This window comes from Nocardia sp. NPDC047654, from assembly GCF_043205035.1.
In the GTDB taxonomy this organism is placed as follows: domain Bacteria; phylum Actinomycetota; class Actinomycetes; order Mycobacteriales; family Mycobacteriaceae; genus Nocardia.
Genome location: NZ_JBIDDF010000002.1, coordinates 431,769 through 458,167 on the forward strand (window position 1 = coordinate 431,769; position 26,399 = coordinate 458,167).

Consider the following 26,399-nt stretch of genomic DNA (forward strand, 5'->3'; position numbering starts at 1 on the left):
ATTCACATCGGTACGCGAGCGGGAGCCGTGGTCAGATCGCAGGGGCTTCGGTATGGCGCGCACCTCATCGACGAACCACACAACTGCAGGGGGTTGTCAGTGGAGCAGAGGCCACTTGGGGATACACCACGGTCCAGATGCCAGTTCTACCGGCGGGAATGTGATCTGCCCGCCATTGTCGACCCACCCGGACTCGGCCGGATCGTGCTGCGTGCCGGATCGGTGTGGGCGTTGACCATGCCGAGCAGCCTGGGGCAGGCGGTCATGGCGCATATGCAGAGCAAACGCGTCCGGGTCGGCCCCATCCTGGCGCACCCGCGCTCGAATCGATGGACCTTCCTGATCGCGCCGGACCTGCCCGAAAACGACACGCGCCTGTTCGCGGAATTGTTCCGGCTGAACGTGTCGGTATCCCGCACCGGATCGACGATCGCGCTGCCATCCCCGACCGCGTCGGTCGGCGCGATCCGATCCTGGATCGTGCCGCCGCGCAACGGGTTTCGACCGTCCGGGCGGGAGGTGGTCGCGGCCATCCGCGCGTGGGCGGATCCGGCGCCGCGCCGCCGTTGAGGGCAGGCGGAGCGCGCCGCGAGGACGTGCCGGGAAATCGTGCCGGTCGGGATACCGGCTCGATTTTCGGCAGGCTGTTCGCACTACAGCGCCGGTCGGCGGCGGTAATATCGGGCCGCGTGAGTGCGTCCAGCGGGGAGTGCTGGGTTCTCGGTCCGTACACGTCTGCCGCGGCAGACAACGAAGGAGTCCAATTCGTGAGCATTCAAGGCAACGCGAACATAGACCTGACCGGCGCCACGTGGCGGAAGGCCGGAGAAGGGCCGGGGGACGACAGCGTCGAGGTGGCGCTACTGGCGGACGGCCATGTGGGAATGCGCAACGGAAAGGAACCGGACGGGCCGGTGTTGATCTTCACGCCCGGCGAATGGGCCGCCTTCACCGCAGGTGTGCAAGACGGTGAGTTCGACCGGCCGCGATAAGGGGCGGCGACTTCCGGAGATCACGGAACGACGCATTTTCGGCAACGAAAAGACGTTTGCCTGGTTCCGAGACGGGTAGCCCACTCTCTGTGGACCGTGGGCTCAAGAGTTCCCATCCCCGACACAAGAAATTGCTGCCGGATGATTGGGTGGAATGGCTGATCGTCGCGCTGTTGTTCGCAGTGTCGGCGGTCGGAGTCTTCGTCCTCACCCACTCGCTGCTGTCGGCGTTGCTCGTCGGCCTGCTGGTGTGGATCGTGGCCCTCGGTGTCGTGGCCATGTTGTAAGGGTGCGCCGACCGGCCGGGAATCGCCCCGGCCGGTCCTCCCCGCCGCTAACGGCGAAACAGCTTGTTGCCCAGCCAGACCAGTGGATCGTATTTGCGGTCGGCCACCCGTTCCTTCATCGGGATCAACGCGTTGTCGGTGATCTTGATATGTTCCGGGCACACCTCGGTGCAGCATTTGGTGATGTTGCACAGGCCGAGCCCGTGCTCGTCCTGAGCGAGCTCGGTTCGGTCGCCGACGTCCAGCGGATGCATCTCCAGCTCGGCGATCCGCATCAGATAGCGCGGCCCCGCGAACGATTTCTTGTTCTCGTCGTGATCGCGTACCACGTGGCAGGTGTTCTGGCACAGGAAGCATTCGATGCACTTGCGGAATTCCTGGGAACGCTCCACATCGACCTGCTTCATCCGGTACTCGCCCGGTTTGAGATCGGCGGGCGGCGTGAACGACTGGATCTCGCGGGCTTTCTCGTAATTGAACGATACGTCCGTCACGAGATCCTTGATCACGGGGAAGGTGCGCATCGGCGTCACCGTGATCACTTCGTCCTCGGTGAAGGTGGACATCCGCGTCATGCACAGCAGGCGCGGCCGCCCGTTCACTTCGGCCGAGCAGGAACCGCACTTGCCCGCTTTACAGTTCCAGCGCACGGCCAGGTCCGGCGCCTGGGTGGCCTGTAGCCGGTGGATGATGTCGAGCACCACCTCGCCCTCGTTCACCAGCACGGTGAAGTCGTGCAGTTCTCCGCCGTCGAGATCGCCGCGCCACACGCGGAATTTGGCGTCGTAACCCATCGTTACGCCTCTCGCTCCGTCGAATGCCCGGCCGCGGCCGGGTGCCCGGCGAGTTCATCCGGGGTGTAGTACTTTTCGAGCTCACCGAGATCGAAGAGGGCGAGCAGGTCCGATCGCATCGGTTGCTGATCCTTGCGCGTCACGGTGACGCCCGGGATCGGATCGCCGGCCGTGCTCGGATCCACCGCGCAGACCAGCAGTTTGTTGCGCCAATCGGGATCCATCGACGGGTGGTCGTCGCGGGTGTGCCCGCCGCGGCTCTCGGTCCGCAGCAGTGCCGCGTGCGCCACACATTCGCTGACCAGCAGCATGTTCTGCATATCGAGGGCGAGATGCCAGCCGGGATTGAACTGGCGGTGGCCCTCCACGGTCACCTGACGGAACCGGGCGCGCAACTCGGCGAGCTTGTCGATCGCCTCACGTACTTCGTGTTCCTTGCGAATGATGCCGACCAGATCGTTCATCGTCTGCTGCAGATCGGTATGCAAGGTGTACGGGTTCTCCCCCTTGCCGTCGGTAGGAGGATCGAACGGAGCGACGGCGGCCTTCGCGGCCTTCGTGACGTCGTCCTCCGAGACCGACGGCCGCGCGCCGAGCTGCTCCACGTAGGCGGCGGCCCCGAGCCCGGCCCGGCGGCCGAATACCAGCAGGTCGGACAGCGAATTCCCGCCAAGGCGATTGGAGCCGTGCATGCCGCCGGAGCACTCGCCCGCAGCGAACAGTCCCGGCACCGTGGCCGCGCCCGTGTCCGGATCGACCTCGACACCGCCCATCACGTAGTGACAGGTCGGCCCCACCTCCATCGGCTCCTTGGTGATGTCGACGTCCGCGAGTTCCTTGAACTGGTGGTGCATCGAGGGAAGCCGCCGCACGATCTCCTCGGCGGGCATCCGGGAGGCGATGTCGAGGAAGACGCCGCCGTGCTCGGTGCCGCGCCCGGCTTTGACCTCTTCGTTGATGGCGCGGGCGACTTCGTCACGCGGCAGCAGATCCGGCGTGCGGCGTGCGGAGTCGTTGTCGCGCAGCCACTGATCGGCCTCTTCCTCGGTCTCGGCGTACTGCCCTTTGAAGACCGGCGGAATGTAGTCGAACATGAACCGCTTGCCCTCGGTGTTCTTCAGCACCCCGCCGTCGCCGCGCACACCCTCGGTGACCAGGATGCCCTTCACACTGGGTGGCCAGACCATGCCGGTCGGGTGGAACTGCAGGAACTCCATGTTGATCAACGTCGCGCCCGCGCGCAGCGCCAGCGCGTGCCCGTCGCCGGTGTACTCCCAGGAATTCGAGGTCACCTTGTACGACTTGCCGATGCCACCGGTCGCCAGCACCACCGCCGGGCTCTCGAACAGGATGAAGCGGCCGGATTCGCGCCAGTAGCCGAACGCGCCGGAGATGCGGTCGCCGTCCTTGAGCAATTCGGTGATGGTGCATTCGGCGAAGACCTTGATGCGCTTCTCGTAGTCACCGGTCTCGGCGAAATCCTCCTGCTGCAGCGAGACGATCTTCTGCTGCATCGTGCGGATGATCTCCAGGCCGGTCCGGTCACCGACGTGAGCCAGCCGCGGGTAGGTGTGGCCACCGAAGTTGCGCTGGCTGATGCGGCCGTCGGGCGTCCGATCGAACAGCGCGCCGTAGGTTTCCAGTTCCCACACCCGATCGGGCGCTTCCTGGGCATGCAGTTCCGCCATGCGCCAGTTGTTCAGGAACTTGCCGCCGCGCATCGTGTCCCGGAAATGGACCTGCCAATTGTCCTTTTCGTTGGCGTTGCCCATCGAAGCCGCGCAGCCGCCTTCGGCCATCACGGTGTGGGCCTTGCCGAACAGCGATTTGCACACCACCGCGACCGACAGCCCGTGCTCTCTGGCTTCGATGACCGCTCGCAATCCGGCGCCGCCCGCTCCGATCACGACGACGTCGTAGTTGTGCCGTTCCACTTCTGCCATGCAGAAAAACTCCTCGATGAGGCGGTCAGTCGATGAACCGCAGATCCGAAATCGTTTGGCTGGCAACCAACATGACGTAGAAGTCGGTCAGCACGAGCGTGCCGAGAGTGGTCCAGGCCAGCGCCATGTGCCGGGTGTTCAACTTGGAGACCTGCGTCCAGAACCAGTAGCGCACCGGATGGCCGGAGAAGTGCTTGAGCCGTCCGCCCGCGATATGCCTGCACGAGTGACACGACAGCGTGTACGCCCACAGCAGGATCACGTTGACCAGCAGCACGATATTGCCGAGACCGAAACCGAAGCCGCCGGATTTGCCGTGGAACGCGACGATGGCGTCGTAGGTATTGATCACCGAAACGATCAGGGCCACATAGAAGAAGTAGCGGTGCGCGTTCTGGATGATCAGCGGCAGCCTGGTCTCGCCGGTGTACTTGGCGTGCGGCTCGGCCACAGCGCAGGCGGGCGGCGAGAACCACACCGACCGGTAGTAGGCCTTGCGGTAGTAGTAGCAGGTCAAGCGGAAGCCGAGCAGGAAGGGCAGCACCACGAAGCCCAGCGGCAACAACACCGGCAGTTCGCCGAACGGGGTGCCGAAATGGCTGGAACCCTCGACGCAGGAAGTGCTCAGGCACGGTGAGTAGAACGGGGTCAGATAGTGGTAGTCCGGGACCCAATACGCCGTGCGCACATACGATCTGACCGTCGCGTAGATGACGAACGCGGCGAGTCCGAGCACCGTGACGAGTGGGGGGATCCACCATCGGTCGGTGCGCAATGTGCGTTCCGAGATTCGGGCCCTTGTTCTGCTGAAAACGCCGGTGCCCGCTTCCGGGGCGGCGGTCGGTGCGGCACTCACAGGTGGATGCCTCGCTGATCTTGTGTGCGGGTGGTCATCGTTACCTCCGCAATCGAATGTGATGCTGAGCACCATACGACACGTGCGCTATGGATCGAGCGGGGTCTCGACAAACCAAGCCCGCCGTCAACCGTATGATTTGCGCCACATTCCGCGTGCCGCTTGATTGCTTACGCCGCGTAGCGGGCTAACCGGACTTTTCGAACTCGACTCGCGCGAAACAAGTTTCGGGCGAGGCGGTCGCCGATACCGGATGGGGTGATCGCGCCGGGCGCTCCGAGCTCGCTGCAACGATGCGGGCGGCTGTGGTATCGGCTCCGATCGAGGAACTCGCCCTCACCGATTTACGACCCGGTCGGCGGTGCGGGCGTGATTCCAGTGCCTGCGGCTCTGGGCGTCGCGTCCCCCGTCTCGATTGCCGGTCGAACCGGCGTCGCACCTTGGTTACCCGTCGAACCGGCGTCGCACTTGATTGCCCCGTTTGGGGTCGCACTTGATTGCCCCGTGAAGCGGCGTCGCGCTTGGTTGAAGGGAGGTCGCGCTTGGTGGCTGGTTGAAGCGGGGTCGCGCTTGGCGGCTGGTTGAACCGGCGTCGCAAATTGTGGCCGGTCGAACCGGCGTCGCACTTGATGGCCCCATCGAACCGGCTTGGCATCAGGTGACCCGGATCTGCGCAGGCTTTGCGGGGGAAGTGCCGCCTCGGGCCATCGGTATGACATCGACCTCGGGATCGACGTGAACGGCGATGGTGAGTCGAGCGGTCACGGGACACACGGCGGTCGAGCCGGTGTCGACGACGGCGGTCGATCGCGTTCGGAAGCGGCCCGGCCCCCGCAACGTGCCGATGTCGGGCCCGAGCTATGGCGCACGCAGACGCCGCGCACCGAGGGCCTTGGCGTTCGGCCACGATCTCCGCCCTGTTCGAACGCGGGCCCCGCTGACACGCGGGCCCGGCCGCCGCCGGGCCTCAGCGCACCGTGCTGGGCGGCTTCGCGCCGCCCAGCACGGGATTACTTCGTCCGCGGACGGGAGTGGAAGCCGAGCCCCTCGTCCTGCGCGCCCATCCAGGCGGCCTCGTCGGACTTGCTGTCCGGCACGTAGATGACGTCCTGGGCGCTGCGCCGCACCTCCGGCGGCGGTGACTTCTCGAACTCGTCGGCGTCGATGACGAGCCGCTCGAGGTCGTTCTCCAGCCTGCGTACCGTGCTGGCGTCGCCGTACTGGTTGCGCAGTACGCCGATGGATTGCCGGAGCTGGCCGACCGCGTAGCGTAGTTCCGCAAGTTCGCTGCGTGTCATCGAGACCTCCTGAATTCCCTGGCGGATATGCGAACTCGATGCCGTGGTGCACGGTTGCCCGTCTGCCTTGGACCGCGCGACATCAAGTTGTGTGACCCACCGCACAACGTGATCTACAACACAGTACAGAAAGATTTTGTTCCTGGCTCGTGCCGGGCCGAAATCAGATGATTGCCCCTCGGTTGCCGAAGGTCAGCCGGCGGCGGCGTACCCGGTGGCCGAGCAGGCCGCGGCGAAGGCTCGCTCCACGAGTCCGGCGATGGAGAGTGCGACTTCTTCGGCCCGTTCGAGCATCACGCTGTGGCCGGCGCCCTCCAGGCGGACCAGCTCGGCGCCCGCCAGTTGAGAGGCCAGTGCCACCGAGTGCGCGAACGGGAAGATGATGTCCGCGGACCCTGCCAGCACCAGCGCCGGGATGACACCGAGGCGGTGCAGGGTCGCCGTCTCGTCGAAGGTGATCAGCGAGTGCAGGAACCCGGCCATGGTCAGCAACGGCGTTTCGTTCAGCATCGCGGTGGCCAGCGCGGTCATGCGCGGACTCGCCTTCTTGGTGCCGAATTCCGCCTCGCGCAGGATCGGCGTGCACAGGCGACGAGTCAGGCGCCTGGACGCCTGCATCACACGCGGGGCGCGGGTGACGGCCACTTGCAGCGAGTTCACCGCCCGCCGGTTCAAAAGGCGCGCCAGCCCGACCTCGGTGATTCCGGCGGCCGCGGCCGCGAGCAGCCCGACGCCGGTGATCCGCGTGCCGATGGCCTCGGGATGAAGCCGGGCGTAGGCGAGCACCACCATGGCGCCCATCGAATGGCCGACCAGGATCACCGGCCCGGTCGGCGCGACCGCGCGCAGCACGGCGTCCAGGTCGTGGCCGAGCTGCTCGATGGTGTAGGTCGACGGGTGCGCCGCCCCGGATTCGCCGTGGCCGCGGTGGTCGTAGAACACCATCCTGGTGTCGCTCCCCCACTGGCGCAGCAGCAGATCACGCAGGTAGGACCAGGATTCGGTGCGCAAGCAGTGGCCGTGGACGAAGACGACGGTGGCGGTGGCGTCGTCGGCGCCGAAGACGCGGACCGCGAGGGGAATGCCGTCATCGGCCGACACCATGACGCGGTGGCCGTCGTGATCGGCGGCGCGGCGGGCGATGCTCGTGGACATGGCACTCTCCTGTGAGCGAGGCGCATGATCGGCGCTCCTGCCCAGTTGTCGGACTGGATTTCCGCGCCGTTAGCGGCCCACACCTGCCGTTACGCACCCGTTGCGCAATTGAGGCTGCCGGTCGATCGGGCAGCCGTCAGGCGGGTTCACAGGAAAATCTACGACTCAATAGCTCAGAAACTAGATTCCTTTAGATTGCGCTGCGCACCTGCGGGCTTCCGCGCGAGCCGGCAAGGAGAATCTGCGTCTTTCTAGGAGAAATCCGAGACTCGCGAATATTGGGCGAGCGACCGCCCGTCGCGGCCCACGTCGGGCGGCCGCGACGGGCGGGCGGCGATCAGGACTCCGCGCGGGGGCGCGTAGACGGCAGGAACGGGCGCAGGAGGTTTTCCTCCGTCGACGGACCCATCTGCCACTCCGCGATCCACGGTCCGGTTCCCTCGCTCGGGTCGAGCACGCCCTCCTCCAGCCACTCGTAGCGGCCGTCGAGCACGCCGCGGGTGAGGGTGCGGTCGTCATCGTCGGTGTTCTCCCACAGCGAGTCGAACAGCCTGCGCACGCGCACGCGGGACTGCCTGCAGAAGGCGTCCGCCAGTTCTTCGGCCGCCTTGCTCTCCGGCGCGTCGGCGGCGCGCAGTGACTCGGCCCGTACGCAGGCCGCCGACATGGCGAACAGCTCGGCGCCGATGTCGACGATCCGGCCGAGGAAGTTCTGCCGGTATTCCAGGCCTGCCTGCCAGCGGCCCATCGCGTACATCAGCGACCTCGCCTGCTTGCGCGCACTGCGCTCGACGAACCGCAGGTGCCGGGCCAGTACGCCGAATTCGGTGTACGCCGCGGGCACCGTCCCCGCTCCGACCGCCAGCTGCGGGAACCACTTGGCGTAGAAACCCGTCGCTCCGACCGCCGCCTTCGCCTTGTCCTTGAGCTCGGCCTTGCGGTCGACCAGCGCGCCCGCGGCGGCCATGTGCGCGTCGGCCATCTCCCTGGCGATCAGCAGTCGCATGATCTCGCTGGAGCCCTCGAAGATGCGGTTGATCCGCAGATCGCGCACCAATTGCTCGGCCGGAACAGCCCGCTCGCCCCTGGCGGCGAGCGAAGCCGCCGTCTCGTAGCCGCGTCCGCCGCGGATCTGCACCAGTTCGTCGGCGATCTGACAGCTCATCTCGCTGGCCCACAGCTTGGCCAGCGCAGCCTCGATCCGGATGTCGTTGCGGCCCTCGTCGGACATGGTCGCCGACAGATCCAGCGCCGCCTCCAACGCGAACGTGGTGGCCGCGATGAAGGCGATCTTCTGCCCCACGGCCGCGTGCTCACCGACCGGCCTGCCCCACTGCACGCGCTGCGTGCTCCACTCGCGCGCGATCTTCAACGACCACTTGGCGGCGGCGGTGCACAGGGCGGGGATGGCGAGCCTGCCCGCGTTCAGCGTGGTGAGCGCGATCTTCAGGCCGTCGCCCTCCCGGCCGATCAGGTTGCGCTTGGGTACCCGGACGTTGTGCATCCGGGTCAAGCCGTTCTCGATGCCGCGCAAGCCCATGAAGGAGTTGCGCCGCTCCACGGTGATGCCCGGTGAATCGGCCTCGACCACGAAGGCCGAGATGCCACCGCGATGCCCCTCGCTCTTGGGCACCCGGGCCATCACCACCAGCAGTTCGGCGACCACGCCGTTGGTGGTCCACAGCTTCACGCCATTGAGCACGTAGGCCTCGCCGTCTTCGGTCGGCGTCGCGGTGCTGGCCATCCTGGCCGGGTCGGAGCCGACATCGGGCTCGGTGAGCAGGAACGCGCTGACCGCCCCGGCCGCGCAACGGGGCAGGAATTCGGCCTTCTGCTCGTCGGTGCCCGCCAGCTTGAGCGGCTCGGGCACACCGATGGACTGGTGCGCCGAGAGCAGGACGCCGAGACTCGGGTGCGTCGAGCCGACCAGCATCAGCGCGCGGTTGTAGCCGAGTTGGGAAAGACCTTGTCCGCCATACGATTGCGGGATCTTCAGGCCGAAGCAGCCGAGCTCGGCCAGGCCCTTGACGTACTCGTCCGGGATCCGGCTCTCCGCTTCGATCACCGATCCGTCGATGGACTCGCACAGCGTGCGCAGCCGGGACAGGAACGCCTCCGTGCGCTCGGCGTCCTCGGGGCCGGGCTGCGGATACGGGTGGATCAGGTCGAGCCGGAACCGTCCCAGGAACATCTCCTTGGCGAACGACGGCTTGGCCCAGCTCGTTTCGCGGGACTCCTCGACCAGTGCGCGGGCCTGTTCTTCGGTGGCGTCGACTTTCGCGGCTGTCGCCATGATGTCCTCCCTCGGACGTGATCAGGATCACATCCGAGTGTAGGAGGGTTTGTTACTCATCGGTAGGTCTGCTGGTCGAGATTAATCTACGAATATCTATTGATCTTGGAAGAGACGGCCATAGTAGGCAATGCGCCGCCGGGCGACCCTCAGACCGAGCGCAGATACCGGCCGAAGTGCGGCACCGTGAAGCCGATCGTGCCGCGTTCGGCGGAGTAGATCAGCCCCTTCTTGATCAGGCCGTCGCGGGCGGGGGAAAGGGAAGCCGGTTTGCGGCCGAGTTCGTTGGCCACCGCCGCGGTCGCCACCGGGCCGTCGTCGCCGGCCAGGTCGGCCATAGCGCGCATGTATTCGCGTTCGGCGGGTGTAGCCCGCTCGTAACGGGACCCGAAGAACCCCACCGCCAGCTCCTCCTCGGCGGCGGGTGAGGCCACCTCGACGTCCTCGGCCGTGATCGGACTCTCCGGCGCCTGATCCCAGGCGGCCTTCCCGTAGGCCTGCACGAAATACGGGTAGCCATCGGCCTTGCGGTACAGCGCGTCCAGTGCCTCGTCGGTGAACTTCACGTCTTCGCGCTGGGCCGGCGCGATCAGCGCCTGGTCGGCGGATTCCCGGTCCAAGCGGTCGATGCGGTGGTAGCTGAACAGTCGCTCCGAGTAGCTCTTCGAGGCGGAGAGCACTGCGGGCAAGTGTGGGAGGCCCGCGCCGACCACGATCAGCGGCGCGGCGTCCTGGCTCAGTTCGTGGCACGCGCCGCAGATCGCGGAGACGTCCGCGGGCCCCAGATCCTGCATCTCGTCGATGAAGATCGCGATGCCGACGCCGATGTCGCCGGCCAGCGCCGCCGCCTCGACCAACAGTTCCACCAGATCGATCTCGATGTCGCCGGAATCGGCCCGACCGCTGACCGCCGGTACGTCGATGCCGGGTTGCCAGCGTTCCCGCATGCCCTTGTCCGCGGTGGCCCGCAACGCGAAAGCCTTGAGGATGCCGAGGAAGTCGTCCACCCGCTCCGGATTCCGGTGCGACGTGGCGATCGCTCGCGCCGCCATGTGCAGCGCCGAGGACAGCGGGCGGCGCAGTTCCTGGTCCGGCCGCGCCTCGATCTTGCCGGTGCCCCAGCCGCGGGATATCGCGGCGGAGCGAAGCTGGTTGAGCAGCACCGTCTTTCCGACCCCGCGCAAGCCGGTGAGCATCACGCTGCGTTCCGGGCGGCCACGCGCGACGCGTTCGAGCACGATGTCGAAAGCGGTGAGTTGCTTGTCGCGCCCGGCTAATTCGGGTGGGCGCTGTCCCGCTCCGGGGGCATACGGATTCCGCACGGGGTCCATGCCCTGACACCGTAGCGCGTTTCGTCCGGATAATCTGGGCGCGTCTACGGCGTGTCCTAGAGAGCCCTAGCGGTCCGTATTGCACTATTGCTCTCGCCGCCGGTTCTCTAGGCTGGTGGCGGTTCGCCAGAATGGTCGCGCGGTACCGACGCGCGGGAACGGAGGGGGCATGTCCGACGAACCGAACCCGCCCGGCCTCGCCGAAGTGGTCGGGTCCTGGAATGTTCCGGCGGGGGCCACGGTGGCCCAGCGCATCCGGTCCAACATCCTCGTCGCGATCGAACGCGGCTACGACGATCCCCAACTGGTCGCCGATCTCGCGGTCGGGCCGCTGGTCATGGCGCTCGGCGGGCTCGAGGTCGAACTGGCCGAGGCGCGCCGCAGGATCGACGAGCTCGAGCGCGCGGTGCACGGCTCGCGGTCCTGACCCGGTGCCCGCACGGGGGCGGCGTTGTCCTTTCGGTGACCCGGCCCCGCCCACCGAGATCCGGTCGTAACCCGAGTCCCGATGGCCGTTTTCCGCCTATGGTGTCGCGGCCCCGGTAGTGATGGAAAAGTCGCAGCTCTGTGCGCTGGACAACATCGCGTCCGCACCGTAATCTTCTCGTGACTTAGTGGAACAAGTCGCTTCGTAAGTGAAACGGCGCCACTAGTTACCGCCTTAACGGCTGTCGGGGCCAACTGGTCTCGGCTGTCGTGCCGGGGACCCACAGGTTCGTCTGGGGTGAATCCTTGCGGCTATTTTCGGTTGCGAGGTAGGGCCGCTCTCCCGGTCCGAACCCGTCAGCTAACCCGGTCGGCGGGAGAGCAGCAAGATCGGAGACGTAGCTCGGTGGGTAAACACAGCTTGCAACGGGATTCTCGGGTTCCGAATTCCGTCAAGGGTGCGATTGTCATGGGTGCGGTGGCCGCGACCGGCGCCATGCCCGCGATTCCGGCCATGGCCGCGACCATCAACGTTCCCGGTGTCGGCAATTTCGACGTTCCGCAAGAATGGGAACAGCCGGTCCAGCAGCTCAATCAGCAGATCCAGCAGGCGCTCGCGGCTGCCCCCGCGGCTCCCCAGGCGCAGCAGCAGGTCGCTCCGCAGGCTCCCAACTTCGCGCCGATGCTGCCGGGCCTGTTCGGCCAGCAGCAGAACTCCCCGGGCGATATCGCCCTCGACGCCGCCAAGACCAAGGTCGGCGCCCAGTACTCCTGGGGCGCCGCGGGTCCCCGGGCCTTCGACTGCTCCGGCCTCGTCCAGTGGGCGTTCCGCCAGGCGGGCGTCGAACTGCCCCGCACCAGCTTCGAGCAGTCGCACGTCGGCGCTCCGGTCGCCTACCACGACCTGCAGCCGGGCGACATCGTCATCACCAACGGCGGCGGTCACGTCGGCATCTACGCGGGTGACAACAAGCTGCTGAACGCGGTGCAGTCGGGTACGCCGGTGTCCTACACACCGCTGCGCCCCGACATGGTGGTCACCGCACGCCGTATCGTCTGACGAGTGGCCCGCGCCGAATCCGGCATCCAGAGCACTGCGACCCAGGCCCGCGTCGACTCGTGGACCTGGGCGGTGCGCCTGTTCAAAACCAGATCCGCCGCCGCGGAGGCATGTCGCGGTGGGCACGTCCGGGTGAACGGCGCGACGGCCAAGCCCGCCCAACCCGTACGCCCCGGTGACGAGGTCCGCATCCGGGCCGGCGGTATCGAACGCATCGTCATCGTGGAGCGGATCGTCACCAAGCGTGTCGGCGCTCCGATCGCCGCGCAATGCTTGATCGATCGCAGTCCGCCTCCTCCGCCGCGCGAGATCGTGGCGAGCCTGCCCCGTCGCGACCGCGGCGCTGGGCGGCCCACGAAGCGTGAGCGGCGCGAGACCGATCGCCTCATGGGCCGAGCCGATTCCTGAACGAGCGCGTCCTCGTCGGGACCGTTCGCTCCGCGGAGATTCGCTGGCTTCAGATCATGGCGACCGGCTGCAGCCGGCCCGCGAGGTAGCGGGCCCTGCACTCGCCGCGGCGGAGCTTGCCGCTGCTGGTCTTCGGAATCCGTCCCGGCTCCACGAGCAGCACCGCACCGGGCATCACCTCGTGGATGGACGCGACCGCGGTGCGGATGCGCCGGGCCAGGGCGAACAGTTCGATCGTCTCGCGGCCGCCGAGCGTGACGAGTTCGGCGACCACGACCAGGTCTTCGCGAAGCCCGTCGTCGTGCCCGAACGCCGTCACATGGCCCGGCCGGACCTCCGAGGCGCATGCCTGCACCGTCGCCTCGATATCGGCGGGATAGTGATTTCGCCCGTCGACCACGATGACGTCTTTGCGGCGGCCCGCGATGTAGAGCTGCCCCTCGTGCTGGAATCCGAGGTCGCCGGTGCGCAGCCAGCGGGCGGCGCTCCCCGGCACGGTGGCGCCGAAGGTCTCCTCGGTGGCATCCGGCCTGCCGAAATACCCGTCGCACACATTGTCTCCGGCTACCCAGATCTCGCCGACGCGCCCGGCCGGCAGCACGGTCCCCGCCACCGGATCGACGATTCGCAGCTCCTGCCCGACGGGTGCGCCGCACCCGACCAGCGGCACGCCGTCCCCGTATCCCGGCGCTGCCTCGGGTAGCGCGACCACGCGTCCTTCGGCCAGCGCGGCACGGTCGAAATGCTGCCACACCGGGGCCTCGTGCTGGTCGCAGACGGTGACCGTGAGGGTGGCTTCGGCCAACCCGAAGCCAGGGGTGTGCGCGTGATGGCGGAAGCCGTATGGGCCGAAGGTCTCGGTGAATTCGGTGAGCGCGTCGGCGCGGACCGGTTCCGATCCGTTGAGCACGAGGTCGAGTCCGGAAAGATCGAGCCCGGCCCGCTCGGCGGGAGTAGTGCCCGAGACCGCGAGCTTCAGGCCGAAATTGGGACACCCCGTGGTACCGGCGCGGTAGTCGGAGATCGCGCGCAGCCAGCGGACGGGGCGCTTCACGAACTCGGCGGGCGCAAGCGTGATGCCGTGCACGCCCAGGAACAGCGGCAGCGAAAGGCCGAGAATCAACCCCATGTCGTGGAAGAACGGCAGCCAGGACACGACGGGCCGATCGTCCGCGACCGACACGGCGTGCCCGAGCTGCGTCAACGCCGTGGCGAGGTTCCCGTGGGTGACGCGGACACCGGCGGGAGACTTGGTCGAGCCGGAGGTGTACTGCAAGTAGGCGAGTTCGTCGCCCACCGGGTCGATGACGGGCGCGGCCGCGAAGTCCACCGCGGCCGAACCCGTGGTCGAAGCGGCTGCAGGCATGCCCGGCGTACCGGAAGGTGCCTGCGATGATTCCGCCTGCCGCGCGACCGCATCCGCCGTCGCGAGCACCGGATGGGTGCTCGACTGAATCCGATCGGCCGAACCCCACTCCGCTTCCGAGAGGGTCGCGGGCAAGGTGAGTATCCGGCCGAGCGCTGGACCGAGGATCGGCGCGGTGATCTCGTCCCGCGTCGAGAGCAGGCTGAGCGTGGGCCGGGCGTCGGCCAGGACGGCGTGCAGGCGGTCGCGGTTGCGCGCGCCCGTGGCCGGGAACAGGGGCACCGCGACTCGATCGCTGTACAGGCAGGCGAGGAACGCCACCGCGTAGTCGATGCCGTGGGCGCAGAGAAGGGCCACTCGGTCGCCGGGCGCGCTCTCCTGCCGTAGTCGTGCGGCCAGCGCGCCCGCCGCGGCGTGCAGACGGGCGTAGGTCAGCGTGACGGCCACCCGTTCCTGCACGCGGAAGCGCAGTTCGGTGAACGCCGGCTCGTCCGGCCGGGTGGCTGCCCACGCGGCCACCGACGTGGCGAGGCCATTGCCTGCCGGGTGCGCGTCGCTGCTCACGAGACGTCTCCGGTACGCGTGGTCACACGCTCGAGCAGGGCCGCGCCGAGGGCGGTGATGGTGGGGTGCTTGAACAACTCCGCGGTGGCGATCCGGACGCGCAGCCGCGATTCCAGATTCCGTCGCATCTCGATCGCGAGCAGCGAGCTGAGCCCCAACTCGTTGAAGTCGGCGGCGGGGTCGATGTGCTCGGCCGGCAGATCGAGCGTGCTCGCGAGGACCCTGCGGATGATCGTGGTCAGCGGTTCGGTCGGCTCCGCGGGCGTGGGCTCGGTCGCGGTGTGCCGGGTGGCAGCGGTGCTCGAATCCGGCGTCGGCGCCAGCAAATTCGCCAACCGCACCGCGACCGGGGACGTGTCGGTCGTCGGGGTGTACTCCAGGGCGAGCAGGTACGGGCCGTCGTAGCGCAGGGCCTGGGACAGTACGGCGCTTCCGCTCCGCAGGTCGAACGCCCCGATGCCCGCGCGCCGCAGATGGGCCGCCCCGCCGGCGGCCGCGGCGAGGCCGGAATCCCACAGCCCCCAGCCGACGCTCAGAATCCGCCTGCCCGGATCACGCTGTGCCAGGGCGTCCATCGCCGCGTTGGCGGCGGCGTAGGCGGCCTGCCCCGGCGCCCCGAGCGCACCGGTGGCCGAGGAGAACAACAGGACGAAATCCGTGGCGTCCGGAGCGGTGAGCTCGATCAGATTGCCCGCCGCGGTGGATTTGGGCAGGAACGTCCTGGCCACCTGGCCGGTGGTGATCGCGTCGAATCCGGCGTCCTCCAGCACGCCCGCCGCGTGCACGACGCCGCGAATCGCGGAGTCCGAGGCCCGGATATCGCTGAGCGCGTTGGCCAGATCGTCCCGGTCGGCGGCGTCGCAACGCACTACGACGATGCGGTCCTCCAAGCCGTCGAGCAGCGCGGGCACCGGGCGGGGCGCGCGGGTCAGCACCACCACGTCGCGCGCGCCTCCGTCGAGCAACCAGCGCACGGCGACCGAACCGAGCGTGCCGAGACCGCCGGTGACGACGTAGGTTCCGTTCGCGTCGATGCCGGCGACCGGCAGGGCGCGCGCTCGCGCGGGCGCGAAGCGCCGTACCGCGACCTCGCCCGCCGACAGGCGCAGCTCGCCGGGAATCGCGCTGTCGGTAGCCGTCACCAGACGGGTGAGCGGCGGCAAGTTCCTGAGGTCGGGGTCGGCCCAGATCAGCCGTACCGTCCGGCCCGTCTCGAGCTGGAGCGATCGAACCAGCCCGGCGATCGCGGCGGGGACGATCGAGATCGGCGCGCCGGGCTCGTCGGGCCGCGAGAGTGCGCGCGCCGCGTCCCGCAGCGGCAGTACGACCGTCACGGACGCGGTGGCGGCGTGGGCGCAAACCAGTTGCAGCAGTTCGAGGACGCGACTCGTCGCCGCGGCGGCGTTCTGGTCGTCGCTCCCGCCGGAATCCGCGGGCCAGACGGCCACTACGGCGTGGCCGCCGCCGCGCCCGGTGAGGACCGCGGCGACGAGCGGGCTCGCGTCGTCCGGTTCGCGTGCGATCCGCTCGGTCGGCAGTTCGGCGTCCAGCGCGCGGGCGAGCCGTACCGCGAGATCCGAAGCACCCACCACCACTGCGCGCCGCACGAGGCTCTCGGCCGCATCACCGATCCCGAACGCGCCGGGATCGCGAGCTCGCCAAATCTCGTGACGGAAGGGCCCGGCCTGTGTTTCGTCGGCACGTACCGTGCGAAGTGCGCCGAGTTCCTCCTCCGCGCCGGGGTCGGCGTAACGGATGCGCACGCCCGAGAAGGCGAGACAGGGCACGCCGTGCTGGTCGGTCGCGATGACGTCCCCGACCAGTCCGGTGTCGCCGCGCTCCCGCACCAGCGCGTGCACCTCGAGCACGTGGCGATTCGGCTCGTGCGACAGCCAGGCCGAGTCGATGCCGATCGGCAGCGGAATCGATGCGGTGGGCAACTCGTCGAACACCGCCGCGGCGAGCACGTGCAGGCAGCCGTCCAGCGTTGCGGTGCGGTGCAATTCAGCGGCGTCGAATAGGCCGAGCGCGCGTCCGGTACCCGCCGCGATACCGCGCAGCGTGCGAAACCGGGGACCGTACTCCAGCCGCCTGCGGCGCAATTCCTGGTAGAAAGCGCCGGTGGTGATGACGCGCATGTGGTGCCGGGCGGCCCGGTTTGCATCGACCACCCGCATCCATGCGACGATATCCGCGGGTGTGGGGTCACCGGCGGGCCGGGCCGAAGCCAGCGTCCCGGTGCCCGTGACCTCCGCCCGCACGCTTTCCTCCGCTCCCGGCCCGCGGTAGACGACCTCGGCCAGCGCGGCCGGATCGGTTCGCTCGTGCACGGCGAAGTCGGCCAGGGCGGCCGTCCCTGCGGTGTCCCGGGCGAGTCGCAGCAGCCTGCGCAGCCAGAAGACGGCGGGGACGATGCCCTCGCCCTGCACCACGTGATGAGCGAGATCCTCGGCGGCGAACGCGGATTCGGGAACGTGCGCGCTCGCGGGCCCGGCCACCAGCAGCGGGAACCTCCGCTTGCGCCACTGCCGCGGTGCGAGCGGGCCGAAGGGACCGAGCGCGGACCAATCGACCGGCCGCCCCTCCAGGTACAGCCGCGCCAAGCCGGTGAGAAAGCCGCTCGCCTCGTCATCGCGCAGCGCCACGGCATGCGTGCCGTCGCGGAAGTCCGGATACTCCCGCACCGCCGGAAGCAGCAACGGATGCGGGCCGATCTCGACCACGGTCGAGATGCCGTCGCCCGCCGCGCGTTCCAAGGCGGCCGCCAATTCCACCGTGCCCGCCGCGTTCTCGGACCAGTAGTCGCGGTCCATCGCCGCCGTGGTGAGTTTCATGCCGCGCCGCGCCGTCGAGTACACCGGCACGCGCGGTGTCCGGGCGGTGATCTCGGTCAACGCCGCGACGAAAGGCGCGAGCACAGTAACGACCTGCGGGCTGTGCGCGGCGAAGTCGACCGCGAGCTTGCGCGCGAACATGTTGCGGCGCGTGGCGCGCCGCACCAGTGTGTCGACATAGCGTGGCGTGCCGGACACGACAACCGATCTCGGGCCGTTGACCGCGGCGATGGCCACCTCCGCCCGCATCGGCTCCACGAGTTTGGCCGCTTCGTCCGGGTGCGCCTCCAGGACCGCCATCGCGCCGTGCCCGTCCAGATGCGCCAGGGTCGCGCTGCGCAGCACCACCACGCGCGCCGCGTCCGCGACCGACAGCGCACCGCTCACCGCCGCCGCCGCGATCTCACCCAGGCTGTGCCCCGCCACCGCGTCGGGCCGAACTCCCCACGCCGCCAGCAGCTTCACCAGCGCCATCTGGAACACGAACAACGCGGGCTGCACCAGATCGGTGGCTTGCGTCTCACTCGATGAGGAGAAACCGTGGCGCGGTGTCCACACTCGCGGCCCGCCCGCCGCCACGATCGCGTCGGTCGTCTCGGCGAGCGCGGCGGCGAAGACCGGATACCGCGCCGCCAGCGCGCGGCCCATCTTCGGATGCTGGCCGCCTTGTCCGGAGAACAGGAACAACAGCCCACCGCGGCGGCGGTTCACCACGGGGCCGAGCGCCGCGCCTGCGTCGCCGCCTCCGAAAGCGCGCAGCCGGTGCACCGCGTCGGCGTGATCGTGCGCGAGGACCGCTGCCCGGGCCTGCTCGGGAAGCGATCGCGCCGCCGCCGAGGCGAACTCGGGCAGCGGCGGCCGCGCCTCGTCCAGTTCGACGGCCAGCCGCTGTGCGCGTTCGCGCAATTCCTCGTCGTCGCGCGCGGTGAGCGTCAGCAGAATCGGGAAGTGCTCAGCACGGTCGGACCGGGCCGGGTCGACGCCGCGGAGCACGATGTGCGCGATCGTGCCGCCGAATCCGAACGAGCTGACGCCCGCCACGCGCTCCGGAGCGGCCACCCGGCTCCAGTCCACCGGCTCGGTCGGCACACGCAGGCCGCGCTCGGCCAAGTGCAACAGTGGGTGCTCGGTGTCGACGTTGATCGTCGGGGCGATCATCCCGTGGTGGATGGACAGCGCGGTCTTCACCATCCCGGTGACTCCGGCGGCGGCCTCCAGATGCCCGATGTTCGACTTCACCGAGCCGATCCAGATCGGATCGCCGGCGCTGTCGCCGACCGCGGCGGCGAGCGCGCCGACTTCCACCGCGTCGCCCAACGGAGTGCCGGTGCCGTGACATTCGATGTAGCCCGCGCGGCTCGGCGCGCTCCCGGCCCGCGACCAGGCGGTACGCAACGTCTCCTGCTGCGCACGGCCGTTCGGCGCGTACAGGCCGTTCGAGCGCCCGTCCGACCCGACAGCGCTTCCCACGATCTCCGCGTAGACCCGGTTGCCCTCGCGTACCGCGTCCGAACTGCGTTGCAGCACCACCACGGCGCAGCCGTCGCCACGGGTGTAGCCATCGGCGGTGACATCGAACGGCGCCGACCGCCCGCCGGGCGACAGGAACCCGCCCTCGGCCAGGTAGTTCGAGGTGTGCTCCAGCAAGACGAGATTGACGCCGCCCACGATGGCGAACGGGACCGTGCCGTCGGCGAGCAGCCGGACGGCGAGGTCCACCGCGGCGAGCGAGGACGAGCAGGCGCTGTCGAGCACCAGGCTCGGCCCGTGCAGATCGAGCACGTACGACAGCCGGTTGGCGATGATGCTGAGCGCGGACCCGGTCACCGCGTAGGGCGCGTCGTGGCCCGCGCGGCCGAGTACCGCGATGCCGTGGTCGTACCCCGAAGCGCCGAAGACGACGGCTGTCCCGGAACCCCGTACGCGATAGCCGATCCCGGCGTCGTCGAGCGCCTCGACCGCGACCTCCAGCGCGAGCCGCTGCTGCGGGTCCATGAGCGCGGCCTCGCGGTCGGAGATGGCGAACCAGTCGTTGTCGAAGGACTCGACGTCGTCGAGGTACCCGCCGTGGCGGGAGCCCAGCCGCCCGGCGGGCGGGGTGGACGTGGCGTCCCTGCCCTCGATCAGCAGTTGCCAGAACTCGGCGGCGCTCGCCGCTCCGGGCAGTCGGCAGCCGATGCCGATGACGGAGACGGGTGGATGCGAGCAGGCGGGGTCAGTGGGCGCGCCGCTCATCGCATCGCGAGATACTCGACAAGCTGTTCGATGTCCGGATGGTCGTAGATCGCGGTCAGCGGAACCTCGACTCCCATGGCGTCTTCGAGATGGGCGGTCAGCCTCGCGAGTTGACTGGAACCGAGGCCGAGATCGGTGAAGGGCGAACTGGTCGACACCGTGGCGGCGTCGACGCCTAGTAGATCCGCGACAGCCAGGACGGCAGCGCAAGTGAGCGCGGTGCGCCGGCTATAGCCGAGCGAACCCTCGTTCTCCTGTGCGCCACTGTGCCCGTCCGGAAGACTGGGCCGCATCGCGTCCTCCCTCCCCGTCTCCCCGGCTGCTGTTACCCACTCGAGATCGGTACCCCCGCGATTATGCCGGAGAAATCGTCCGGAGCAAGGTCGCATATCCGCTGCCAGCCCGGCTCTTTCGCGAACCGGCGGTGATCGCATACCGTGGCATCGTGACCGAACCGGACAGCGGTGCCGCCACCCGCGCCGAGCGCACACCGACTCTGCCCGTACTGCTGCGCTGCTGCGCCGCGCTGGCGGCCACGCCGGGCCGGTTGTTGCGGCCGCGCCGCCCCGACACCACCCTGCTGGCGAACCTCGAGGTGCTGCCGCCGCCCCCCGCGAGCGCCACGGTCGAGCTCACCGTGCTGACCCAGGCCACCATGTCCGCGCCGACCACCATCGTGGCCGAGGGCGTGCGCAGCCTACGGGAGATGCGGCTGTCGATGGCGGCGTTCCTCGTCGAGCATCCGAAGGCGCGTTTCCTGGTCGATCCGGCCCTGTGCGCGGGCGTGCACGAACGCGTGCTGCCGGAACTTCCCTTCCCGGTGCCGCTGCTCGTCGCGCCGGACAAGCCGGTGCTCGGTCTGGCCGACGCGCTCGCCGCGCACGACGTGGCGGGCGAGGACATCGATTTCGTGGTGCCGACCCACCTGCACTGGGACCATGTCTCGGGCCTGCTCGAGTTGCCCGCATCGGTCGAGATCCGGTTGCCGGGAGCCGAGTACGACTGGGCGATGGGCGGTCCGCACGCGCCTGCCGGTGTGGCGCGCGGCCCGCTGCGTGGACGCGGCTTCGATCGCTTCGACCTCGACGGCCCGCCGGTGCTGACCTTCCCGCGCAGCAAGGACCTGTTCGGCGACGGTTCGGTGCTATTGGTCGATCTCGCGGGCCACACGCCGGGCAGCATCGGTGTGCTGCTGGCGGTGGACGACGGCAGCAGGGTGCTGCTCGCGGGCGACGCCGTCTGGAGCAAGTTGCAGGTCGATCTGCTGCGGGAGAAGGCGCCGATGCCCGGCAAACTGTTCGATGCCGACCGGGACGCCGCCTTCACCACCATCCACCGCCTGCACGCGCTGCCCGACGGCATCGAACTCGTCGCGAGCCACGACTACGCGGCCGTCACCGCCCGCGCGGCCAGGTAACTCCGGTCAGCCGACCACCACGGTTTCGGCGAGGCGCGCCGTGATCAGCTGCTCGGCCTCGGTGACCATCCGGCCGATCAGGTCGGCGCAGGTCGGTATGTCGTGGATCAAGCCCTGGCACAGGCCGACCGACCAGATGCCCGCGTCCAGATCGCCCTCTTCGAACACCCGGCGGCCCCGCGCTCCCGCGACCAGATCCCGCACGTCGTCGAAGGTGCCGCCGGACTTCTCGATCTCGACGACCTTGCGGCTGATCTCGTTGTCCGCGACCCGCGCCGTGTTGCGCATGGTGCGGAAGATGAGCTGGGTGTCGCGCTCGGAGTTCGCGACGATCTTCTCCTTGACCTTCTGATCGATCGAGGACTCCTGCGTGCACAGGAACCGGGTGCCCATGTTGACGCCGTCCGCGCCGAGGGCGAGCGCGGCGACCAGGCCGCGGGCGTCGGCGATCCCGCCGGAGGCGATCATCGGGATGGTCAGTTCGCGGGCGGCGGCGGGGATGAGCACGAGGCCGGGAACGTCGTCCTCGCCGGGATGGCCCGCGCACTCGAAGCCGTCGATGCTCACCCCGTCCACACCGATCCGCTCGGCCTTCAGCGCGTGCCGCACGCTGGTGCACTTGTGCAGCACCTTGATGCCCGCGTCCTTGTAGTAGGGCAGGAACGGCTCCGGGTTGCTGCCCGCCGTCTCGACGATCTTGATGCCGCTGTCGATGATCGCCTGCACGTATTCCGCGTACGGCGGCGGGTTGATCGACGGCAGGATGGTGACGTTCACGCCGAACGGCTTGTCGGTCAGCTCCTTGGTGCGCGCGATCTCGCGGCGCAGGTCGTCGGGGGTCGGCTGGGTCAGGGCCGTGATGAAGCCGAGCCCGCCCGCGTTGGCGACCGCCGCGACGAGTTCGGCCCGCCCCACCCACATCATGCCGCCCTGCACGATCGGGTGCTCCACTCCGAACTTCTCGGTGAACCTGGTCCGCAGCATTGCGCTTCTCCTATACCTCGCGCGGGCGTGCCGGTTCGCCCGTTGGGGTCGATGGTGACACGAGGATCGCCTCGCATTCAACTCATAAGTGAGCCGAGGTTCGCATATTTGATGATCTTTCCCGGCGTTGTCCGCGCGGTGCCGCGACTTGCGATGAGTTCGTATGGCCTGCTAGAAGGCGCGCCGCCGGGCTCGACCCCCGAGTCGGGCTGATTAACCCCGATTCATCTCGCTATCCCTTGCCGGTCGTTTAAGTTAGTTGCTATTCTGCACGCGATTCAGCCCGTCGCCGCCGTCGGACAACCCGGCGGGCCGATGACGGTCCGAGAGGAGTTCGTGGCAATGACCACCGGGGCAGCAGCGCTCGACGAACCGATCAGGTCGCGGCGCAACCACTGGAACAACCAGCTCGCCGTGCACGCGCAGATGCGCCCGGACGCGGTCGCGCTGCGATTCCGTGGCGTGGACACCACCTGGCGGCAGTTGCACGAGCGGTCGCTGAAGTTCGCCGACGGATTGGCCCGCCGGGGCGTCGGGTTCGGCGACCGAGTGCTGATCCTGGCGCTGAACTACCCGGAGTACCTCGAAGCCGTGTTCGGCATCAACGCGCTCGGCGCGATCGCGGTGCCGGTCAACTTCCGCCTGACGCCGCCGGAGGTCGCCTACATCGTCAGCGACAGCGGAGCCAAGGCGGTCGTCACCGACACCGTGTTGCAGCCGCTGGCCACCGCCGTGCAGGCGCAGGCGCCCACCCTGGAGACCTGCGTGGTGATCGGCGGCGCGTCCGGCGACGGCGTGATCGGCTTCGACGACCTGCTCGCCGAGCCGGGTGAGCCGCACACCCCGCTGGACATCCCCGAGGACACCCCCAGCCTCATCATGTACACCTCGGGCACCACCGGCAGCCCGAAAGGCGCGGTGCTGACCCACGCGAACATGAACGCCCAGGCGCTGACCTGCATCCGGGCGCTGGCGTTGCAGCCGGAGTCGATCGGGCTGTGCACCTCGCCGCTGTTCCACATCGCTGGCCTCGGCAGTCTCGCCCCGGCTTTCCTGCTCGGTGCGAAGACGGTGCTGCATCCGCTCGGCGCCTTCGACGCCGGTGAGTTCCTGGACGCGCTGGAGCAGGAGCAGGCCACCTCCGCCTTCTGCGTGCCCGCCCAGTGGCAGCTGGTCTGCGACCACCCGACGGTGAAGGATCGCAAGCTCGCGCTGGAGGCGCTCAGCTGGGGCGCGGCGCCCGCCTCGGACACCGTGCTGCGCGCGATGGCGGAGTGCTTCCCGAACGCGTTCAACGTCGCGGTATTCGGGCAGACGGAGATGTCGCCGATCACCTGCGTGCTGGAGGGCAAGGACGCGATCCGCAAGCTCGGCTCGGTCGGCAAGCCCATCCCGACCATTCAGGCACGTATCGTCGACGACGAGATGAAAGATGTCGCACCCGGTGAGGTCGGCGAGATCGTCTACCGCGGCCCGACGCTCATGCAGGGTTACTGGAACAAGCCGGAGGCCACCGCCGAGGCGTTCGCGGGCGGCTGGTTCCACTCCGGCGACCTGGTCCGTCAGGACGAAGAGGGCTTCATCTATGTGGTCGACCGCAAGAAGGACATGATCATCTCCGGCGGAGAGAACATCTACTGCGCCGAGGTGGAGAACGTCCTGTTCGCGCACCCGAAGATCCGCGAGGCGGCGGTGGTCGGCCGCACGCACGAGAAGTGGGGCGAGGTGCCGGTCGCGGTGGTCGCACTACACAACCCGGACGACGAGTTGACCCTGGCCGAGCTGGAGCCGTTCCTCAACGAGAACCTGGCGCGCTACAAGCACCCCAAGGACCTGGTGCTGCTGGCCGAGCTGCCGCGCAACGCGAGCGGCAAGGTGGTGAAAGTCCAGCTGCGCAAGGACTATTCGTCCTGAGTGCGCGGTTTGTTCGTTTCACGTGAATCGGACGATTCACACGGGCGCGGGTGCGTAAGGTCGTCGTATGGCTACCCGACGCATCCGCGCCGCCGTGCTGGCGCTGCACTGGCAGGTGAATGTCATTCGGCCGGAAGGTTTTTTCGGTCCGATGCTGGCCGCGCCCGTGGCAACCTCGGGCGTGGTGGCGCGGGCGGCGAACTTCCACACCGCGGCGCTCGCGGCGCGAATGCCGGTGATCTTCACTCGGTTCACCATCCCGGTCGGGGAAGGCGAGCTGGTGCGCAACACCGGATTCATGCGCTCGGTCGGCGCGGCGCAGACCGAGTTCCGGCCGGATTCTCCTGGCGCGGCGATCATTCCGGAAATGGCGGCGCAGCCGACAGAAGTCTTCGACAACCAGAAGCTGTCCGGTCTCGCGGGCAGCAAACTGCCGGAGTGGCTGGCGGATCAGGGTATCGAGACGCTCTTCGTCACGGGCGTCGCGACCAATCTCACCGTCGAGCAGACCGCGCGTCACGGCACCGATCTGGGGTTCACCGTGTACCCGGTGGCCGACTGCGTGGCCGCCGCCTCCCCGGAAGCGCACGAAGCCGCGCTGGCCAACCTCGAACTCGTCACCGCGGGCAGCGTGCGCGCCGCGGAGGCGCTGGAACGGGTCGGCCGCTGAGCCGGCTTCGCGCCGGACGTAAGCTCTCCGGCCGGGAGCCGGAAATCGACGAACTCGGTGCGCGATAGCCACAGTCGTGATTTCGCTGCTCGCCGCGCTGGCTGTGATCGCGCAGTGGGTTCACGGACATAAGGATCGCCGGTACCGAAGCGACCGAACTCGGCGATCGGATCGTGTGACCCGGTGCGAACCCCGCTCACTCGTGGGCACGCTCGGTCAACCCGTGCCCGACCAGGCTGATCACCCGTCGGTAAGCGTCCTCGGCCGAGAGCGGTGGGTGCCCCTCCGCGATGGCGCCGAGCAGGCCGACGATGCCCCAGGACAGGAAGGTCACGGTGGTCGCGAACTCGTCCTCCGGCATCGCAAGCCGGTCGCGCAGCCGCTCGGCCAGGATCTGCGCGACCATCACCCGGGTGGTGCGCAGCAGCACGGTGCCGCTCTTGCGGCCGAGCAGCGCCCGATAGATCTCGGGATTACCGGCGGCCAGTTCGAACAGCGTACGAACCGGCGCCAGCGGTTCGGGCGCTTCGGCGTTCGTCTCGGCCGCCGCCATGGTCGCGCGCAGATAATCGGTGCTGCTGCGCAACAGCAGATCGTCCTTATCCCGGTAATGCGCGTAGAACGTCGACCGCCCCACATCCGCGCGAGCCAGGATGTCGCGGACGGTGATCCGGTCATAAGCGCGCTCGACCATGAGCTCGATCAGCGCCCGATGCAGCAGGGCTCTGGTGCGCCGGACCCGGCGATCGGCGCTGTCCTGTTCTTCCGGCACGATGCCTCCCGCACAAATGTCTCGTATGCGTCCGGTTCCGGACGGATCCCGGGGCATTGCCCCTGGTCGGCGGGTGCGTTCTGGTCCGATCCTGAACTCATGTCCGGAAACGAACCCCAGTCTGCCATCACTTCGCACGCCGACGTCGGCGTCCTGCTCACCCAACCGCGCCGCTACCGCGCGTTCAAGGCCGCTTTCCTGCTCGACCGGGGAGATCGCCTGAACGGCCGCCTCGTCGAACTGGCCCGCCCGGCGCCCGGCGCGCACATCGTCGATATCGGTTGCGGCCCGGGCGATCTCGCCCTAGTGCTGGCGCGCCGCGCCGGGCAGGTCACCGGCGTCGACCCGTCGCCGCAGATGATCGACTACGCCACCGCGCGCTCCCGCGACCTGGCGAACTGCCGATTCGAACTCGGTACGGCGCAGGCGCTTCCCTTGCCCGACGCGGCCGCGGATCTGGTGACCTCAACCTTCGCGATGCACCACATCCCCGCCCCGCGCCGAAGCGACGCCGTCGCGCAGATGTTCCGAGTGCTGCGACCCGGGGGCCGGCTCTTGCTCGCCGACACCTATCCGACCGACCCGTTGCGCTCCGCCGCCGTGCGCGTCATGGCGCGGTTCGCGGCCCACCGCACCCACGACACCGGTCACGACCAGGGCGATCCCATGGCCGGAGCAGATATCCGCCGATACCGGGACATGTTGCGCGCGAATGGGTTCGAAGACGTCGAGTTCGTCACGGTGCGCCCCGCGACCGGCGTCCTGCTGGCCACCAAGCCGTAGGAAGTCCGTCCGCGGGC

General features: G+C 68.7%; 22 protein-coding genes and 1 riboswitch. Of the genes, 10 read left to right on the plus strand and 12 right to left on the minus strand.

Annotated features, from left to right (window positions below; all coding sequences use genetic code 11):
* Positions 1–204 precede the first annotated feature (204 nt).
* The 3 genes from ACGF7Y_RS10365 (at position 205) to ACGF7Y_RS10375 (ending at position 1,279) form a co-directional block, all read left to right on the plus strand.
* Positions 205–570 (plus strand): DNA-directed RNA polymerase subunit beta, encoded by a 366-nt coding sequence (locus ACGF7Y_RS10365; protein WP_393231746.1) that lies wholly within the window; start codon positions 205–207, stop codon positions 568–570.
* A 197-nt stretch (positions 571–767) separates the two neighbouring features.
* Positions 768–992: a DUF397 domain-containing protein gene (locus ACGF7Y_RS10370; protein WP_393231749.1), complete on the plus strand. Its 225-nt coding sequence runs from the start codon at positions 768–770 to the stop codon at positions 990–992.
* A gap of 89 nt (positions 993–1,081) precedes the next feature.
* On the plus strand, positions 1,082–1,279 hold the full coding sequence (locus ACGF7Y_RS10375; RefSeq protein ID WP_393231751.1) for a hypothetical protein: 198 nt from the start codon (positions 1,082–1,084) through the stop codon (positions 1,277–1,279).
* A gap of 47 nt (positions 1,280–1,326) precedes the next feature.
* Here ACGF7Y_RS10375 and ACGF7Y_RS10380 read toward each other — a convergent pair whose 3' ends face one another.
* The 7 genes from ACGF7Y_RS10380 to ACGF7Y_RS10410 form a co-directional block, all read right to left on the minus strand.
* Positions 1,327–2,073: a succinate dehydrogenase/fumarate reductase iron-sulfur subunit gene (locus ACGF7Y_RS10380; protein ID WP_040871255.1), complete on the minus strand. Its 747-nt coding sequence runs from the start codon at positions 2,071–2,073 to the stop codon at positions 1,327–1,329.
* A 2-nt stretch (positions 2,074–2,075) separates the two neighbouring features.
* Positions 2,076–4,016, minus strand: coding sequence for a fumarate reductase/succinate dehydrogenase flavoprotein subunit (locus tag ACGF7Y_RS10385; protein WP_393231754.1), 1,941 nt, complete (start codon positions 4,014–4,016; stop codon positions 2,076–2,078).
* Between the two features lie 25 nt (positions 4,017–4,041).
* Positions 4,042–4,872: a hypothetical protein gene (locus ACGF7Y_RS10390; protein WP_393231756.1), complete on the minus strand. Its 831-nt coding sequence runs from the start codon at positions 4,870–4,872 to the stop codon at positions 4,042–4,044.
* Positions 4,873–5,882: 1,010 nt separating this feature from the next.
* Positions 5,883–6,170 carry a hypothetical protein gene (locus ACGF7Y_RS10395; RefSeq protein ID WP_040871251.1) on the minus strand — a complete coding sequence of 96 codons (288 nt, stop codon included), beginning with the start codon at positions 6,168–6,170 and terminating at the stop codon, positions 5,883–5,885.
* Between the two features lie 192 nt (positions 6,171–6,362).
* Positions 6,363–7,325, minus strand: coding sequence for an alpha/beta fold hydrolase (locus ACGF7Y_RS10400; protein WP_393231759.1), 963 nt, complete (start codon positions 7,323–7,325; stop codon positions 6,363–6,365).
* Between the two features lie 337 nt (positions 7,326–7,662).
* Positions 7,663–9,618 carry an acyl-CoA dehydrogenase family protein gene (locus ACGF7Y_RS10405; RefSeq protein ID WP_393231761.1) on the minus strand — a complete coding sequence of 652 codons (1,956 nt, stop codon included), beginning with the start codon at positions 9,616–9,618 and terminating at the stop codon, positions 7,663–7,665.
* A 149-nt stretch (positions 9,619–9,767) separates the two neighbouring features.
* Positions 9,768–10,949: an AAA family ATPase gene (locus ACGF7Y_RS10410; protein ID WP_393231763.1), complete on the minus strand. Its 1,182-nt coding sequence runs from the start codon at positions 10,947–10,949 to the stop codon at positions 9,768–9,770.
* A 169-nt stretch (positions 10,950–11,118) separates the two neighbouring features.
* Here ACGF7Y_RS10410 and ACGF7Y_RS10415 point away from each other — a divergent pair, with 169 nt between their 5' ends.
* The 3 genes from ACGF7Y_RS10415 (at position 11,119) to ACGF7Y_RS10425 (ending at position 12,843) form a co-directional block, all read left to right on the plus strand.
* Positions 11,119–11,376, plus strand: a complete 258-nt coding sequence (locus ACGF7Y_RS10415; protein WP_063050295.1) for a hypothetical protein — start codon at positions 11,119–11,121, stop codon at positions 11,374–11,376.
* 220 nt (positions 11,377–11,596) lie between these two features.
* A riboswitch (cyclic di-AMP (ydaO/yuaA leader) is annotated at positions 11,597–11,766 on the plus strand.
* 78 nt (positions 11,767–11,844) lie between these two features.
* On the plus strand, positions 11,845–12,435 hold the full coding sequence (locus tag ACGF7Y_RS10420) for a C40 family peptidase (protein ID WP_040871243.1): 591 nt from the start codon (positions 11,845–11,847) through the stop codon (positions 12,433–12,435).
* A 3-nt stretch (positions 12,436–12,438) separates the two neighbouring features.
* Positions 12,439–12,843 carry an RNA-binding S4 domain-containing protein gene (locus tag ACGF7Y_RS10425; RefSeq protein ID WP_245549225.1) on the plus strand — a complete coding sequence of 135 codons (405 nt, stop codon included), beginning with the start codon at positions 12,439–12,441 and terminating at the stop codon, positions 12,841–12,843.
* Positions 12,844–12,892: 49 nt separating this feature from the next.
* Here the strand turns inward: ACGF7Y_RS10425 and ACGF7Y_RS10430 are convergent, their stop codons facing one another.
* From ACGF7Y_RS10430 to ACGF7Y_RS10440, 3 genes are read right to left on the minus strand one after another with little or no spacing between them, the layout of a single operon-like run.
* Positions 12,893–14,773 carry a fatty acyl-AMP ligase gene (locus ACGF7Y_RS10430; protein ID WP_393231767.1) on the minus strand — a complete coding sequence of 627 codons (1,881 nt, stop codon included), beginning with the start codon at positions 14,771–14,773 and terminating at the stop codon, positions 12,893–12,895.
* Positions 14,770–19,842 (minus strand): SDR family NAD(P)-dependent oxidoreductase, encoded by a 5,073-nt coding sequence (locus ACGF7Y_RS10435; RefSeq protein ID WP_393231770.1) that lies wholly within the window; start codon positions 19,840–19,842, stop codon positions 14,770–14,772. The genes ACGF7Y_RS10430 and ACGF7Y_RS10435 overlap by 4 nt, the downstream gene beginning before the upstream one ends.
* A complete protein-coding gene (locus tag ACGF7Y_RS10440; protein ID WP_393231773.1) occupies positions 19,839–20,135 on the minus strand; it encodes an acyl carrier protein in 297 nt (98 codons plus the stop codon). The genes ACGF7Y_RS10435 and ACGF7Y_RS10440 overlap by 4 nt, the downstream gene beginning before the upstream one ends.
* A gap of 152 nt (positions 20,136–20,287) precedes the next feature.
* Between ACGF7Y_RS10440 and ACGF7Y_RS10445 the strand changes: the two genes are divergently transcribed.
* Positions 20,288–21,259 carry an MBL fold metallo-hydrolase gene (locus ACGF7Y_RS10445; protein WP_393231775.1) on the plus strand — a complete coding sequence of 324 codons (972 nt, stop codon included), beginning with the start codon at positions 20,288–20,290 and terminating at the stop codon, positions 21,257–21,259.
* A gap of 6 nt (positions 21,260–21,265) precedes the next feature.
* Here ACGF7Y_RS10445 and ACGF7Y_RS10450 read toward each other — a convergent pair whose 3' ends face one another.
* Positions 21,266–22,243, minus strand: coding sequence for a nitronate monooxygenase family protein (locus tag ACGF7Y_RS10450; RefSeq protein ID WP_084498590.1), 978 nt, complete (start codon positions 22,241–22,243; stop codon positions 21,266–21,268).
* 342 nt (positions 22,244–22,585) lie between these two features.
* On the opposite strand from ACGF7Y_RS10450, the gene fadD5 reads away from it, so the two are divergent.
* Entirely contained in the window at positions 22,586–24,157 is a 1,572-nt protein-coding gene (fadD5, locus tag ACGF7Y_RS10455; protein WP_393231779.1) for a fatty-acid--CoA ligase FadD5, read from the plus strand.
* Positions 24,158–24,224: 67 nt separating this feature from the next.
* Positions 24,225–24,827: a cysteine hydrolase gene (locus ACGF7Y_RS10460; RefSeq protein WP_393231782.1), complete on the plus strand. Its 603-nt coding sequence runs from the start codon at positions 24,225–24,227 to the stop codon at positions 24,825–24,827.
* Between the two features lie 196 nt (positions 24,828–25,023).
* On the opposite strand, the gene ACGF7Y_RS10465 is transcribed toward ACGF7Y_RS10460, so the two are convergent.
* Positions 25,024–25,599 carry a TetR/AcrR family transcriptional regulator gene (locus ACGF7Y_RS10465; RefSeq protein WP_393231784.1) on the minus strand — a complete coding sequence of 192 codons (576 nt, stop codon included), beginning with the start codon at positions 25,597–25,599 and terminating at the stop codon, positions 25,024–25,026.
* Between the two features lie 99 nt (positions 25,600–25,698).
* On the opposite strand from ACGF7Y_RS10465, the gene ACGF7Y_RS10470 reads away from it, so the two are divergent.
* Entirely contained in the window at positions 25,699–26,382 is a 684-nt protein-coding gene (locus tag ACGF7Y_RS10470; protein WP_393231786.1) for a class I SAM-dependent methyltransferase, read from the plus strand.
* Positions 26,383–26,399 lie beyond the last annotated feature (17 nt).

What these genes read in the sequence shown, in the direction of transcription:
- ACGF7Y_RS10380 (WP_040871255.1), bottom strand. Translation starts at nt 2,073, where the DNA reads ATGGGTTACGACGCCAAATTCCGCGTGTGGCGCGGCGATCTCGACGGC.
- ACGF7Y_RS10385 (WP_393231754.1), bottom strand. Translation starts at nt 4,016, where the DNA reads ATGGCAGAAGTGGAACGGCACAACTACGACGTCGTCGTGATCGGAGCG.
- ACGF7Y_RS10395 (WP_040871251.1), bottom strand. Translation starts at nt 6,170, where the DNA reads ATGACACGCAGCGAACTTGCGGAACTACGCTACGCGGTCGGCCAGCTC.
- ACGF7Y_RS10400 (WP_393231759.1), bottom strand. Translation starts at nt 7,325, where the DNA reads ATGTCCACGAGCATCGCCCGCCGCGCCGCCGATCACGACGGCCACCGC.
- ACGF7Y_RS10405 (WP_393231761.1), bottom strand. Translation starts at nt 9,618, where the DNA reads ATGGCGACAGCCGCGAAAGTCGACGCCACCGAAGAACAGGCCCGCGCA.
- ACGF7Y_RS10410 (WP_393231763.1), bottom strand. Translation starts at nt 10,949, where the DNA reads ATGGACCCCGTGCGGAATCCGTATGCCCCCGGAGCGGGACAGCGCCCA.
- ACGF7Y_RS10415 (WP_063050295.1), top strand. Translation starts at nt 11,119, where the DNA reads ATGTCCGACGAACCGAACCCGCCCGGCCTCGCCGAAGTGGTCGGGTCC.
- ACGF7Y_RS10420 (WP_040871243.1), top strand. Translation starts at nt 11,845, where the DNA reads ATGGGTGCGGTGGCCGCGACCGGCGCCATGCCCGCGATTCCGGCCATG.
- ACGF7Y_RS10435 (WP_393231770.1), bottom strand. Translation starts at nt 19,842, where the DNA reads ATGAGCGGCGCGCCCACTGACCCCGCCTGCTCGCATCCACCCGTCTCC.
- ACGF7Y_RS10440 (WP_393231773.1), bottom strand. Translation starts at nt 20,135, where the DNA reads ATGCGGCCCAGTCTTCCGGACGGGCACAGTGGCGCACAGGAGAACGAG.
- ACGF7Y_RS10450 (WP_084498590.1), bottom strand. Translation starts at nt 22,243, where the DNA reads ATGCTGCGGACCAGGTTCACCGAGAAGTTCGGAGTGGAGCACCCGATC.
- fadD5 (WP_393231779.1), top strand. Translation starts at nt 22,586, where the DNA reads ATGACCACCGGGGCAGCAGCGCTCGACGAACCGATCAGGTCGCGGCGC.
- ACGF7Y_RS10460 (WP_393231782.1), top strand. Translation starts at nt 24,225, where the DNA reads ATGGCTACCCGACGCATCCGCGCCGCCGTGCTGGCGCTGCACTGGCAG.
- ACGF7Y_RS10470 (WP_393231786.1), top strand. Translation starts at nt 25,699, where the DNA reads ATGTCCGGAAACGAACCCCAGTCTGCCATCACTTCGCACGCCGACGTC.